We start from the raw sequence: 13,634 nt of genomic DNA on the forward strand, positions 1-13,634 counted from the left end.
TATTATATTGGAATTTAATATAATAAAAAAACTAGACGAAATATGTATATTTTCATCTAGCTTTTAATGTATGAGTATTATAACTTTTTATAAAATCTAATATATAAGTTTATTTTTGTCCTATTCTTAAATTTGGAACCGCATTTAAACTCATATCATCTCTTCTTCCATTAATGTAACTATAATATCCTGCACAACCTATCATTGCTGCATTATCTGTACATAAAACTGGAGATGGATATTTTATATCTATATTATTTGTTTTTCCTAATTCAGTAAGTTTATCTCTAAGTGCTGAATTACATGCAACTCCACCAGCAAGTGTTATAGTGTTATATCCTTTTTCCTTAGCTGCTTTTATAGCTTTTTGAGATAATACTTCAACAACTGCTTCTTGGAAAGATGCACAAACATCTTCAACAACTATTTCTTCATTTTTCATTTTCTTAGCGTTTAAATAATTTAAAACTGCTGATTTTAATCCACTAAAACTAAAATCATATCCTTCATCTAAGTATGCTCTTGGGAAGTCTATTGCATTTTTATTACCTTCTTTAGCTAATCTATCTACTATCGGTCCACCTGGATATCCAAGTCCCATAGCTCTAGCTATTTTATCAAATGCCTCTCCTGATGCATCATCTCTTGTTCTTCCTAGTATTTCATACTCTCCATAATCTTTAACCTCTACTAAATGAGTATGCCCTCCAGATACTATTAAAGTTATAAATGGTGGTTTTAAATCTTTATGTTCTATATAGTTTGCGCTTACATGACCTTCTATATGGTTAACTCCTACTAAAGGCTTATTTAAGGTAAATGCAAGTGCTTTTGCATGTGATAATCCAACTAATAATGCACCAACAAGTCCTGGTCCATAAGTTACTGCTATATGATCTATATCATTTAATTCTATATTAGCTTTATCTAAAGCTTCTTGTAATACAACATCTATATTTTCTATATGTTTTCTTGATGCAACCTCTGGTACTACTCCTCCAAATTTCTTATGTAAATCAACTTGAGTATTTATTATATTTGATAAAACTTCTCTACCATTTTTTAAAACTGCAACAGATGTTTCATCACAGCTACTTTCTACAGCTAATGTTATTATGTCTTTCATATTTACACCACCTTTATATCATTCCACATTATCATGGCATCTTCTTTGTTATCACTATAATATTCTTTTCTAATTCCAGCTAGCTTAAATCCATATTTTTTATAAAGATTTTGTGCCACTATATTAGAAACTCTAACTTCTAATGTCATTGATACTATATTATTTTCTCTACAAAGCTCTACTAAAGCTTGTACTAATTTATCTCCGATTTTTCTTCCTCTATAATCACTATGAACTGCTACATTTGTAATATGACCTTCATCCATTACAAACCATATACCAACATATCCAACAACTTTCCCATCTAATTTAGCTACTAAATATCTTGCAACCTCATTATTTAATTCTTTTTTAAATGCATCTTTAGACCAGTGATGTTCAAAACAATTTTTTTCAACTTCAAAAACTCCATCAATATCTTTAGATGTCATTTGCTCTATCAGTATATTATTTTCCATCATTTAACCTCTTCATTTTTTCATCATATTGGACTTCTGCTTGAGATTTTCTTATATATAATGGGTTTATGCTATAGCAATCATAAACATCTATATTGTTATTGTATTTTTCTATAGCTATTGAGCATAAGCTACTAGCCTTGCTTACATTGTGAGATGGTGCTGGTACATGTATATTAGCTATATCTTTAATTTTATCTTCGTATTTATATACGGCTTCTCCAACTATAATCCATTCTTCATTAGTATTTTTTAATTCTTCTATAAGTTCATCTATTTCAATTACATCTACACCTTTTAACTCAACTAACCTATTATTTTTAAATTTATATTGCCCCATATAAACTTGAGTTCTTTGAGCATCTAATATAGAGCATATCTTTTTATCACATAAATTCATATTTCCTGCTAATAACTCTACTGAATTTACTCCTACTATAGGTAGATTATTTACATGTGCTATGGCTTTAGCAGTAGCCATAGCTATTCTTAATCCTGTAAATGATCCTGGACCTTCACATACTGCTATTAAATCTATTTCATTTATATTTAAATCACTTATATTTAGCATATTCTCTATCATTGGCATAAGCTTTTGAGAATGTGTTTTTTTAGTATTTATTGTATATTCACATATTAACTTATTATCTTCTATAACTGCTACACTTGTAGCCAGTGAAGATGTATCTATACCTAAAACCTTCATTATTTTGTCAACTCCTCAACTATTTTTTCGTATTTTTCTCCAACTGGATTTAATATCATTTCTCTTGACATATCTTTATATTTTAACTCTATGTGTAAATATTCATCTGGAAGTATATCTTCTATTAAGTTTGCCCATTCTATGATGCATACACCTTCACCATTTATATACTCTTCATACCCTATATCATACATTTCATCACTACTACCAATTCTATATACATCAAAATGATATAAAGGCATTTTTCCTTCATATTCATTCACTATTGTAAATGTCGGGCTTGTTATGTAATCATCTACTTCTAGTGCTTTAGCAAGACTTTGAGTCATTGTAGTTTTTCCTGCACCTAAATCTCCAATTAAACATATTACACTTCCTGGCGTAAGTAAATTTCCTAATTTATATCCAATTTCTTTAGTTTTATTTTCATCTTCTAAATATATTTTAACCATTATTTTCATCTCCATTAAATTACGAGTCTTCTTTAATATAATTATCAACTAGATATTATTATAGTATAACATTTTATTATTATAAAGTACTTCTAGTTTATGTTCATGCTATTGTTGACTTTTTGATATCAATTGACTACTATTTATTCAATAATATATACTTTCTGCTGTTAATTATATACTTTTAAAAATTTTTATTAAATTATGTATATAATTTTATTTATGTGACCATACTTAAGATACAAGGGATATTTACTCCCCCAAATTAAAATATTCCTTATTCCCCCTAAAGCACTTACTATCGGAAAGTAAGTGCTTTTTAATTTATATTTATAGATTATCCTTAAAAAAATTCCATATCATAATTTCCTTGTACGCAAAAAAAGCATCTCAATTATAGATGCTTAATTATTATTTTAATATATTTTTTATAAATTTTATTGCTTCATAACATATTGCAATTAAAATTAAAACAAAAATTATTGTATTATTAAGTGATATACCTATCAATGGATTGAACTCCATTTAATCGCTTCCATATAAGCATTAGTATTTTATGTTCTAATATATTTAAAATTTTTTAACTTATTTAAAACGTATTTTCTTAAAACTGTCCTTATATTAAAATTAGATTTTTCTAATTTTAATATAAATATACATTGAGAATATTTCTAATAATATATTTAAGAACATAATACAATTGGCAAATACTATATATGAATTTTCATTTTCAAATAAGTGATATTGCCAATTAGACCTTAATAATTCATCAATATACCCAACAAATAATCTTGATAATATAAAATTAATAATTACAGAAAATACACCTATAATTATCATTTTAATATTAATCTTTATTTTTCCTTGATTCCTTTATTTTATACCAACCCCTTTTACTTTATTTAAAAAAATATAACAATTATGACCTTATTATTTTATAATATTTTTTTATAATTTTGTCACAGAGTTAAAATCACTCTAATCCACTTATAATTAAGAAAAGAACTCTAAATATTTAGAGTTCTTTTCTTATCAACTGACGAAGTTTTTGGTAACATGATATATTTCAATTGCGTGTCGATTAATCAAAGTAAATTTTTTATTTATTGTTGTTACATAAAATTTGTAATTACTTTTACAATATAGTTAAAAACTTTTAGATATATTTTTGGATTTTTTAAAGTCTTTTTTATATTTTAGATTATTAATTTTATTTTTCTCTAAAAAGTGTACTAATCTGTATTTTTTTTAATTTTCTAAAGGCATTAAATGAAGAAATATATATTATGAAATATATATTTATTAATGGTGCTAGATATACACACATTATATTAATAAAATTATTATGAATATTAAATTTTGAAAATATTAAATTAATAGAATTTATACCTATAAATGAGGGAACAATTGAAAATAAATAACTAAGCGTAGTTATTAGAAATAATTCATAAAAAAGTAATTGAAATATATATTTATCTTTATATCCAATACTTTTATAAATTGCTATATCAAAAAATTTGTCATTTATAGATTGTTTTAATAAAATATTTATTAATATAAATGTAAGTAAAATTATTAATAAAATAAGTGAATTAATTATATCTTTTACAGTAGTTATCATTTCATAATCTACATATATATTTTTTTTATTTATATAAATGCTGTTAATACTCTCATTTAAAATTATAGATGTATTTAATAAAATATTAATTAAAGATATAAAGATAGTCATTATAATAATATATATCTTTATTTTGGATTTATCTCTTTTAATATTCAATAATGATAAATTTATTATATTTTTCATATACTATTCTCTATAATTAATATTTACTTTTTATAGAACGTATTGGATCTAAATTTGTTATATATGAAATACTTTTTAAATTTGACAATATAATACTAAAAATCATTATAAAAATTCCAATTATAATAGAAATAAAATTAATTTCAAAGTTAAGATCACTCATATATATACTTAAATAGTTTTTTACTATAGTATTTAATAACAAGAATATAAACTTACAAACAACTAATCCTATAAATAAACTAAATATATTTATAATTGTAGATTCATAAATGATTATCTTTTTTAATTGTCTATTTTTATATCCAAAAGCTTTTAACATTCCTAATTCACTTTGTCTCTTCTTTAAATCATTTACATGGTTTAGAGATATATTAATTATAGATATTATAAATATAACAATAGAAATAATAGTACCTATATAAATGATTGTTTTATATAACTCATTTAATAAACCTACAGTTGATTTTGGAAATGCATCTATTCCTTCTCCTCTTAATTTATTTACTACATTTTTAACAGACGTATGATTATCTACTAGAGCTATCAATGTTTTAAAGTCATTAGAATTATCTATATAATGTTCATCAATCATATTGTTGTACTTTTCATTAATTATTTTTAGATCATTATAGGGTATATACACATCACTCGGAAAGTCGTTATTATTTATTGAATCATAAACCCCTATTACTTTGAAACTATACTCAAAACCTGATAGTTCATCTATTGGATTTTTAAATTCTATAGTCATAGTTTTTCCTAAAAAATCTTTTCCATCTAAATAATTTATACTTTCTTTTTTAAATTCAACTTGATTAGTTCCAGTTGGATCGAAATTTTTAGGTATTATACCAACATTTTGGTCATTATTATTAAAAAGATTTCCTTCAATTATATCTGGCATTTTTTGTTCAAATCCAGATATTAAAGATATAGCATTATTGTTATTATTATTAAAAAGTTCTTTAGAATTTTTTATATCTCCTGCAATTGGTGGCTCATATTCATAAAATTCAACTATCGAACTGTCATTTTTTAATAAATTATTTATTTTATTTTCAATATTTATATTTTGAACAGAGCTATAATCTATCATTATGGTTCTATGTTCAATAGTGTTTAGTATAGAATTTTTTATGAAATCATTTAAAGAACCTGATAGTGATGTAGTTAAAATAAATAATATAAATGAAAAAAGAGTAATAGAAAAAATCTTAAGAGTATTTTTTTTATTACGAACTATGTTTTTTATAGAGATATTTATATAGTTTTTTAATATCATAATATAAATTCCTCCAGTTTACCATTTCTTAAATAAAAAGCTTTATCTGAATATTCCAATAAATTTTCATTATGAGTAACCATTACAATAGATTTCCCAATACTGGATAGGTATTGGAAATATTCCATAACTTTTTGCTCATTTTCTTTATCTAAATTTCCAGTAGGTTCATCTGCAACTATTATTGAGGCATCATTAGCTATTGCACGTGCTATGGCTACTCTTTGTTGTTCTCCACCTGAAAGTTCATTTGGAAAACTATTATATTTATCTTCTAAACCAAATATTCTAAGTAATTCTATAGACTTATTTTTTAAATCTATATTTTTGTATAGGCTATTTATATACATTGGAATAGTTACATTTTCATATGCTTTTAATTTAGGATTTAAAAAAAATCCTTGAAATACAAAGCCTAACTCTTTCATACGTATTTCTGCTTTATCATTATCACTTAAATTTTTAATAACTTTACCTTTGATAGATATATTTCCAGAATTAGGTGTATCTAGAAGTCCTATTATATTCAACAATGTCGATTTACCAGCTCCAGATTTTCCTAAAATCATATAAATATTAGAACTTTCTATATCTAAATTAATATTATCTAAAATAATTTTATCTTTATAATATTTATTTATATTTCTTAATGATATGTTTATCATTTTCTATCTCCTTATTAAAAAAATATGTACCTATAATGATTTATAGTTACATATTTTAATTTTGTATTATTTAACATACATTTTTACAGGATTACATTCAAACCAATCTATATGGTCCCAATTTCCTATTGTGCTAGCTCTATTATCAAATACATATCTATACGTTCCTGCACTTTGATTTGTAAAAGAAGCTGAATATGTTTTTCCAACATTATGTAAATCAATTTTTTTGCTACTTAAAGAAGTTACTCCACCTAATTTAGATTTTTATAAAGTTACTTTACAATAATTTGGCATGCCTGAATTTGGTGAAGATTTATCTGTTACTGTCATACTTATTGTATGCAGTCCCGCAGGAAAAGACCTATATTTACCTTCTATTAACTGATTCCCCATACTTAATGATGATTTATGAGGACTACTTAAAGTCCCACTTGTTTTTTCCTTTTCTGAAGGCATACTGATTTCTCCCTCCCCTATAGGTATAAATCTTTCTGTACCTTCTATATCATCTGCAAATGAGGTAGTACCCATAACTCCTATAGTTGATATAGAAATTAAACAAGATATAATAAATGATTTAAAATTTTTAGACATAAAATTCCCCCTTATTTTATATATTAGTATTTAAATTTTAAATTGTAATAAATTACCTTTTTAGTGTATCATAAAATCCTCTTTAGTGTATCATAAAATCCTCAAAAAATATATATCTATGCGTAAATTTATTGTTAAATAGAGTTATCTGGATATTATTGTAAACGAGATTGCAAATTGAACAAAATGGAGAGACCGATATGCATGTAAAAAATCCGTATCTTCTTATAACTCTAAACCCCTTCTGATGTATATGTTGTGTTAATTTACCTATAAATTCTAAAACATCTATAATTACAGTTATCTTCTTTCTAGTTTTCTTATTTTCATACCAGAATGTAACTGATTTATCATTATATCTACTTTCTCTATATTCAACGATAGCTGGTCTTGCTAGATATCTACCTATATATGTTGTAGCTTGTTTTATATTAGTTAAATCTCTTTTTGCATCTACATAAAAACCTTCATTATATTTTTTATATAACTTATTTACCAATCTTTTAGTCCTTATATCTGTAAAATTCTTTTTTATTATATCTAACACTAATTACTGCCAAAACTTTCTCATAAATTTATAATATATAATAGGATACTTTCTTAAACCCCTTGTTATTTTTACCTATTCCACCTTCGGTAAATAATGCATGTATATGTGAATTCGATTTTAAATCAGATTCAAAAGTATGAACTACAGCTATTAATCCTACTTCATAACTTCCTTGATAATAACTTGATACCACTCCATATACAGCATGTCTATGAGCTACATTTAACATATTATCTATTTGCTTATCTGGCCATTTTAAATAATACAATCTTGCACATTTACTACAGTTTTACATGTGAGTCCATAAATATACTCTTCTTTGCATTCTAAACATTTATATTTAATATATCCATTTCTTATATTTTCACAATTTTTAAGGCATCATAATCCCCTTCTAATTTAAAAATACCAAGTACTTATAAAAGTACTTGGTATTTTTTATTACTTAACTCTATTTAAAACTTTTTCTGTTTTCTTGTACATCGGTAATGTTAATAGAGAGATTAACCCAGACTTTAATATATTAAATGGAGCTATCATCCATATTACAAAACTCATTTTACTATCTATAACTGGGTTTATAGCTGCACCCATTGCAACTACGGTTTCTATTGGCCATCCTATTGTTTCATAAAAAGGTAATATTATAAAGTAGTTAGATATACATCCTACTATAGTCATTATTACCATTCCACTTATAAGACCTATAACTACTCCTGATAACTCTCTTTTTTTAGAGTATATATATGAAACTGTAAAAACAAAAGATCCACCTATTAAAAAGTTAGCAAATTCTCCTACTCCACCTGTATTTGACATTCCAGTTATAAATTGAAGTAAATTTTTAAGAAATGCTATAGTAACCCCTGCCATAGGTCCTAGTGATATTCCACCTAATAATGCTGTCAAATCTGATATATCTATTTTTAGAAAATCTGGAAATAACATTGGTAATGGAATTGATATAAACATAAGTATATATCCAATTGCTGAAAGTATTGATATCTTTACAAGCGTTGATGTTGATAAAAATTTAGTTCTTTTCATAGTTTGTTGCATTTTGTACTCCTCCTAATTTTAATTTATTAGGGAAAAATAAAAGCTCGAAGAGATCTATCTTCGAGCTTATTTTTTGAGTACAAGTTATATAATATACATAAAAATGTATAGAAATATCCATTACAAAAAATTAACTTTTCTTCTCTCATCCAGACTATACTGTCGGCTTTGGAATTTCACCAAATCATGCTACATAAGTAGCTCGCGGGCTGTACCGCCGGTAGGGAATTACACCCTGCCCCGAAGATCTTTCTCGCTATTTAATTTTCCTTATATTTATATAATAATAAAGTAATACAAAATTTTCAATATAAACTTTTCTTATATTAAAAAGTGTATTGGTAAAATACTTAATATAATCAAAATATATCCTTAATCTCAAATTAATAAAATATCTAGTATATATCTACACTTCGAAAATTATTTTTCGTATACAACTTTTCCATCTATGATAGTAACTAATACGTTACTTTGTAATTCAAATGGATCATTATCCCATATAACTATATCTGCATCTTTACCAATTTCTATAGATCCAACTTTTTCATCTATACCTAGAATTTTAGCTGGATTTATAGTTATTGCTTCTAGTGCTTTTTCTTTTTTCATACCATGTTTTACAGCTATTCCTGCACATACAGGCAAATATTGTACTGGTATTACTGGGTGATCTGTCATTAAAGATACCTGTAAACCTTCATTGGAAAGTATTGCTGGAGTATCAAAAGTTAAATTTCTTAATTCTATTTTAGATCTTTCTGATAAAGATGGTCCAACAATTACTGGATATCCTTCTTCTACAAGTTCATCAACTATTAAATGTCCTTCTGTACAGTGGTCTAATGTAAGCTTTAGATCAAATTCTTTTGCTATTCTTATAGCTGTAAAAATATCATCTGCTCTATGTGCATGAACTTTAAAAGGTATTTCTCGTCTTAAAACAGGTAATAAACTTTCCATTTTCATATCATATTCTGGTTTATCATGATCCTCATGTTCCATATATAACTCAATTTGCTCTAGGTATTCTTCAGCTTTTTTTAAATGCTCCCTTAAAAGAGCTGCTATTGCCATTCTAGTTTGTGGCATTTTTTCATCTCTACCATAACATGATTTTGGATTTTCTCCAAAAGCTATTTTTGATGCAACAGGATTTTTTATAACCATTTTATCTATTCTTTTTCCATATGTTTTTATAGCTATACATTCTCCACCCATTACATTTGCACTTCCAGGTGTTGTGCATACTGATGTAATTCCACCTTCTCTAGCTTCTTTAAATGTATTATCCATAGGATTTATACCATCTATAGGATTAAGATGAGGTGTTATAGGATCTGTTTCTTCATTACCATCAGCACCTTCAAATCCCATACCATCTTCCCATAAACCTAAATGAGTATGTGCATCTATAAATCCCGGAAAAACTAGTTTTCCTTCTGCATCTATTATTTTTGCATCTTGAGGTACTTCTAAATTTTCTCCTATTGCTTTTATTTTTTTATTTTCTACTAAAATATCACCTTTGATAATTCCATTAGTGATTGTATTTATTGTTCCATTTTTTATAAATATCATCTTAATCTCCTCTGCTTTAACTACATTTTCATAGATAAAGCTACTCTCTTTTTATTCATATCAACACCTATAACTTTTACATCAACTATATCTCCTACAGTTACAACTGTCATAGGGTCTTTTACAAATCCTTTACTCATCTCAGATTTGTGCACTAATCCATCATTTTTTATACCTATATCTACAAATGCACCAAAATCAACTACATTTCTTACAGTTCCTTTTAGTATCATACCTTCTGTTATATCTTCTATCTTTAATACATCTGTTCTAAGTATAGGCTTTATTCCTTCTTCTCTAGGGTCTCTTCCTGGCTTTTTAATTTCAGCTATTATATCTTTTAAAGTAACTTCTCCTACTTGAAGTTTATCACTTAGTTCTTTTATACCTATAGCTTCAACTTTAGAATCTATATCTGATATATTTTTATTTTCAACATCAGATAATGAATATCCAAGCATATCTAACATATTTTTACATATATCGTAGCTTTCTGGATGTACACCTGTATTATCTAGAGGATTTTTAGCACCTTCTATTCTCATAAATCCTGCACATTGAGTAAATGCCTGTGGTCCAAGTCTTTTTACTTTCTTAATTTGAGCTCTTGAAGTAAAATCTCCATTTTCTTCTCTATAAGCTACTATGTTTTTAGCTATAGTTTTACTTATACCTGCTATGTGCTCTAATAAAGAGTATGACGCTGTATTTAAGTCTACACCAACGCTATTTACGGAATCTTCTACAACTCCGTCTAATACTCCCTCTAATTTCTTTTGGTTTAAGTCGTGTTGATATTGACCTACACCTATACTTTTAGGGTCTATTTTTACAAGTTCAGCTAATGGATCTTGTAGTCTTCTTGCTATAGATATGGCTCCTCTTAAAGATACGTTTATGTCTGGGTGTTCTTCATTTGCAAGCTCTGATGCAGAGTAAACTGATGCACCAGCCTCACTAACTATTATGTATTGAACTTCTCTATCTATTTCTTTTATCATATCTGATACAAACTTTTCTGATTCTCTTGAAGCTGTACCATTTCCTATAGCGATTATATCTATATTGTATTTTTCAATTAATGCTTTTAATTCTTTTTTTGATTCTTCTACTTTATTTTGTGGCTCTGTTGGATAAACAGTTGTAGTATCTAATAATTTACCATTTTTATCAACTACAGCTATCTTACATCCTGTTCTAAATGCAGGGTCAAATCCCATAACAACCTTATCTTTTACTGGTGCTTGAAGTAATAAACTTTTTACATTTTTTCCAAATACACTTATCGCTCTTTCTTGTGCATTTTCAGTAAGAGTATTTCTTATTTCTCTTTCAATTGATGGGAAAATTAATCTCTTGTATGAATCTTCTATTGCACTAACTATTACTTCTTTATTTTTTAAATTCTTATCATTTACATATTCATTTATTATATAGTTTATTACTTTTTCATTATTGATTTCTACTTTTACTTTTAAGAAATCTTCCTTTTCTCCTCTGTTTATTGCTAATACTCTATGTGGTGCTATAGTTTTTACTGACTCACTGTAATCATAATACATATCATAAACTGATTTTTCTTCATTTGAATTTTTTGTTACTATTACACCTTCTCTTAATGCAAGCTCTCTTATATATTTTCTTATTTTAGCATCATCAGAAACTATTTCAGCTATTATATCATTAGCTCCTTTAATAGCATCTTCAACTGAATTTACATCTTTTTCTGGATTTATATACTTAGATACTTCTTCATTTATATTAGATATATTTTTATTTAATATATCTAATGCTAGTTGTTCTAATCCTCTTTCTTTTGCTATAGTTGCTCTAGTTCTTTTCTTTTGTTTATATGGCGCATATATATCTTCTACTTCTTGAAGAGTATTCGCCTTTTCTATACTTACTTTTATTTCTGATGTAAGCTTTCCTTGTTCTTCAATTATTCTTATTACATCATCTTTTCTATTTTGAAGATTTCTTAAATATATTAATTTATCATAAAAAGCTCTCAGAGTAACGTCACTCATTTCTCCAGTCATTTCTTTTCTATATCTAGCTATAAAAGGAATAGTATTTCCTTCATCTATAAGTTTTATTGTATTATTTATTTGTTCATCTCTAAGATTAAATTCCTTTTTTAGAATATCATTTATATTCATAAAACCCACTCTTCTTTCGTTTAAATTTATACTTTTAAATAAGGCTTGAGAATTAAATTCTCAAGCCCCTATTTTAACTATTTTTAGACTTATTCATTTTTAAATACTCATTTATAAATAAATCTAAGTTTCCATCCATAACACTATCTACATTTCCAATTTCAGCGTTTGTTCTATGATCTTTTACAAGCTTATATGGTTGGAATACATATGATCTTATTTGGCTTCCCCAAGTTATTTGAGAATACTTTCCTTGTATATCCTCAATTTTCTCTTTTTGTTCAAGCTCTTTTAATTCTATAAGTTTAGCCATAAGCATCTTCATAGCAGTATCTTTATTTTTATGTTGAGATCTTTCATTTTGACACTGTACAACTACACCTGTAGGTATATGAGTTATCCTTACAGCTGAGTCTGTAGTATTTACATGCTGACCTCCTGCTCCAGATGCTCTATAGGTATCTATTTTTAAATCTGCTGGATTTATATCAATATTTATACTATCATCTAATTCTGGTATAACATCTATAGATGCAAAAGATGTATGTCTTTTTCCAGAAGGGTCAAAAGGAGATATCCTAACAATACGATGAACTCCTTTTTCACTTTTTAAGTATCCATAAGCATTAAGCCCTTCTATATGAAGTGTTGCACTTTTAATTCCTGCTTCTGGATCTGATAGTAAATCCAATGTTTTAACTTTATATCCTTTAGCTTCTGCCCATCTTATATACATTCTAAGTAACATTTGAGCCCAATCTTGAGCATCAAGTCCACCTGTTCCTGCATTTATAGATAGTATCGCATTATTCTTGTCATAATCTCCACTTAAAAGAGTTTTTATTCTAACCCTATCAATTTCTTTTTCAAGATTTGATATAGATTTTTCTATTTCTTTTTCTATTGAATCATCACTTTCTTCTAAGCCTATTTCAATTAATACTTCTATCTCTTCTAAAGATTCTTTTAATTGATTGTACTCTTCTACAGTTTCTTTTAAACCTTTGTTTTCTTGTAGCACTTTTTGAGCTAACTCATTATCATTCCAGAAATCTTGATGATTCATTTTCTCTTCATTTTCTTGTATCTTAATTAATAATGAAGCAATGTCAAAGAGAATCCCTCAATTCTTCTATATTTGAAGTCATACACTCCATACTACTTCTATACTCTTGTATATTTAACATTT

General features: G+C 26.2%; 15 protein-coding genes and 1 riboswitch. All 15 genes read right to left on the reverse strand.

Annotated elements, in window-relative coordinates:
* Positions 1–109: 109 nt before the first annotated feature.
* Positions 110–1,126 (reverse strand): tRNA (adenosine(37)-N6)-threonylcarbamoyltransferase complex transferase subunit TsaD, encoded by a 1,017-nt coding sequence (gene tsaD / locus BN7997_RS14565; protein ID WP_071121551.1) that lies wholly within the window; start codon positions 1,124–1,126, stop codon positions 110–112.
* Between the two features lie 2 nt (positions 1,127–1,128).
* Positions 1,129–1,584 (reverse strand): ribosomal protein S18-alanine N-acetyltransferase, encoded by a 456-nt coding sequence (rimI, locus tag BN7997_RS14570; RefSeq protein WP_071121552.1) that lies wholly within the window; start codon positions 1,582–1,584, stop codon positions 1,129–1,131.
* Positions 1,574–2,290 carry a tRNA (adenosine(37)-N6)-threonylcarbamoyltransferase complex dimerization subunit type 1 TsaB gene (gene tsaB / locus BN7997_RS14575; RefSeq protein WP_071121553.1) on the reverse strand — a complete coding sequence of 239 codons (717 nt, stop codon included), beginning with the start codon at positions 2,288–2,290 and terminating at the stop codon, positions 1,574–1,576. Before tsaB ends, rimI begins: the two co-directional genes overlap by 11 nt.
* Positions 2,290–2,742 carry a tRNA (adenosine(37)-N6)-threonylcarbamoyltransferase complex ATPase subunit type 1 TsaE gene (gene tsaE, locus BN7997_RS14580; protein ID WP_071121554.1) on the reverse strand — a complete coding sequence of 151 codons (453 nt, stop codon included), beginning with the start codon at positions 2,740–2,742 and terminating at the stop codon, positions 2,290–2,292. Before tsaE ends, tsaB begins: the two co-directional genes overlap by 1 nt.
* Before the next feature lie 627 nt (positions 2,743–3,369).
* Positions 3,370–3,582, reverse strand: coding sequence for a hypothetical protein (locus BN7997_RS14585; RefSeq protein ID WP_071121555.1), 213 nt, complete (start codon positions 3,580–3,582; stop codon positions 3,370–3,372).
* A gap of 370 nt (positions 3,583–3,952) precedes the next feature.
* Complete coding sequence (locus BN7997_RS16420) at positions 3,953–4,549, reverse strand: FtsX-like permease family protein (RefSeq protein WP_071121556.1); 597 nt, start codon at positions 4,547–4,549, stop codon at positions 3,953–3,955.
* A 16-nt stretch (positions 4,550–4,565) separates the two neighbouring features.
* Positions 4,566–5,834, reverse strand: a complete 1,269-nt coding sequence (locus tag BN7997_RS14595) for an FtsX-like permease family protein (protein WP_071121557.1) — start codon at positions 5,832–5,834, stop codon at positions 4,566–4,568.
* Positions 5,831–6,499, reverse strand: coding sequence for an ABC transporter ATP-binding protein (locus BN7997_RS14600; RefSeq protein WP_071121558.1), 669 nt, complete (start codon positions 6,497–6,499; stop codon positions 5,831–5,833). Before BN7997_RS14600 ends, BN7997_RS14595 begins: the two co-directional genes overlap by 4 nt.
* Before the next feature lie 267 nt (positions 6,500–6,766).
* The gene (locus BN7997_RS14605) at positions 6,767–7,096 is read right to left on the reverse strand and encodes a hypothetical protein (protein ID WP_071121559.1); all 330 of its coding nucleotides are present in this window, start codon (positions 7,094–7,096) and stop codon (positions 6,767–6,769) included.
* Positions 7,097–7,178: 82 nt separating this feature from the next.
* Positions 7,179–7,643, reverse strand: a complete 465-nt coding sequence (locus tag BN7997_RS14610; protein WP_071121560.1) for a transposase — start codon at positions 7,641–7,643, stop codon at positions 7,179–7,181.
* A 28-nt stretch (positions 7,644–7,671) separates the two neighbouring features.
* Positions 7,672–7,914, reverse strand: a complete 243-nt coding sequence (locus BN7997_RS16265; RefSeq protein ID WP_071121561.1) for a transposase — start codon at positions 7,912–7,914, stop codon at positions 7,672–7,674.
* A gap of 173 nt (positions 7,915–8,087) precedes the next feature.
* Positions 8,088–8,705 carry an ECF transporter S component gene (locus tag BN7997_RS14620; protein WP_195906835.1) on the reverse strand — a complete coding sequence of 206 codons (618 nt, stop codon included), beginning with the start codon at positions 8,703–8,705 and terminating at the stop codon, positions 8,088–8,090.
* Between the two features lie 133 nt (positions 8,706–8,838).
* Positions 8,839–8,957: riboswitch (FMN riboswitch) on the reverse strand.
* A gap of 168 nt (positions 8,958–9,125) precedes the next feature.
* A complete protein-coding gene (locus BN7997_RS14625) occupies positions 9,126–10,283 on the reverse strand; it encodes an amidohydrolase (RefSeq protein ID WP_071121562.1) in 1,158 nt (385 codons plus the stop codon).
* Positions 10,284–10,303: 20 nt separating this feature from the next.
* Positions 10,304–12,445 carry a Tex family protein gene (locus tag BN7997_RS14630; RefSeq protein WP_071121563.1) on the reverse strand — a complete coding sequence of 714 codons (2,142 nt, stop codon included), beginning with the start codon at positions 12,443–12,445 and terminating at the stop codon, positions 10,304–10,306.
* 73 nt (positions 12,446–12,518) lie between these two features.
* Positions 12,519–13,632 (reverse strand): peptide chain release factor 2 gene (prfB, locus tag BN7997_RS14635; protein ID WP_195906836.1). Its coding sequence is split into 2 segments (ribosomal slippage): positions 12,519–13,568 and positions 13,570–13,632, totalling 1,113 coding nucleotides; the frame shifts between segments, so codons are not numbered across the junction.
* Positions 13,633–13,634 lie beyond the last annotated feature (2 nt).

The sequence above is a fragment of the Romboutsia timonensis genome (assembly GCF_900106845.1).
GTDB lineage: Bacteria > Bacillota > Clostridia > Peptostreptococcales > Peptostreptococcaceae > Romboutsia > Romboutsia timonensis.

Coding starts and splice junctions, on each gene's coding strand:
- rimI (WP_071121552.1), bottom strand. CDS start 1,584: ATGGAAAATAATATACTGATAGAGCAAATGACATCTAAAGATATTGAT.
- BN7997_RS14605 (WP_071121559.1), bottom strand. CDS start 7,096: ATGTCTAAAAATTTTAAATCATTTATTATATCTTGTTTAATTTCTATA.
- BN7997_RS16420 (WP_071121556.1), bottom strand. CDS start 4,549: ATGAAAAATATAATAAATTTATCATTATTGAATATTAAAAGAGATAAA.
- tsaB (WP_071121553.1), bottom strand. CDS start 2,290: ATGAAGGTTTTAGGTATAGATACATCTTCACTGGCTACAAGTGTAGCA.
- tsaD (WP_071121551.1), bottom strand. CDS start 1,126: ATGAAAGACATAATAACATTAGCTGTAGAAAGTAGCTGTGATGAAACA.
- tsaE (WP_071121554.1), bottom strand. CDS start 2,742: ATGGTTAAAATATATTTAGAAGATGAAAATAAAACTAAAGAAATTGGA.
- BN7997_RS14600 (WP_071121558.1), bottom strand. CDS start 6,499: ATGATAAACATATCATTAAGAAATATAAATAAATATTATAAAGATAAA.
- BN7997_RS14585 (WP_071121555.1), bottom strand. CDS start 3,582: ATGATAATTATAGGTGTATTTTCTGTAATTATTAATTTTATATTATCA.
- BN7997_RS14630 (WP_071121563.1), bottom strand. CDS start 12,445: ATGAATATAAATGATATTCTAAAAAAGGAATTTAATCTTAGAGATGAA.
- BN7997_RS14620 (WP_195906835.1), bottom strand. CDS start 8,705: ATGCAACAAACTATGAAAAGAACTAAATTTTTATCAACATCAACGCTT.
- BN7997_RS14625 (WP_071121562.1), bottom strand. CDS start 10,283: ATGATATTTATAAAAAATGGAACAATAAATACAATCACTAATGGAATT.
- BN7997_RS14595 (WP_071121557.1), bottom strand. CDS start 5,834: ATGATATTAAAAAACTATATAAATATCTCTATAAAAAACATAGTTCGT.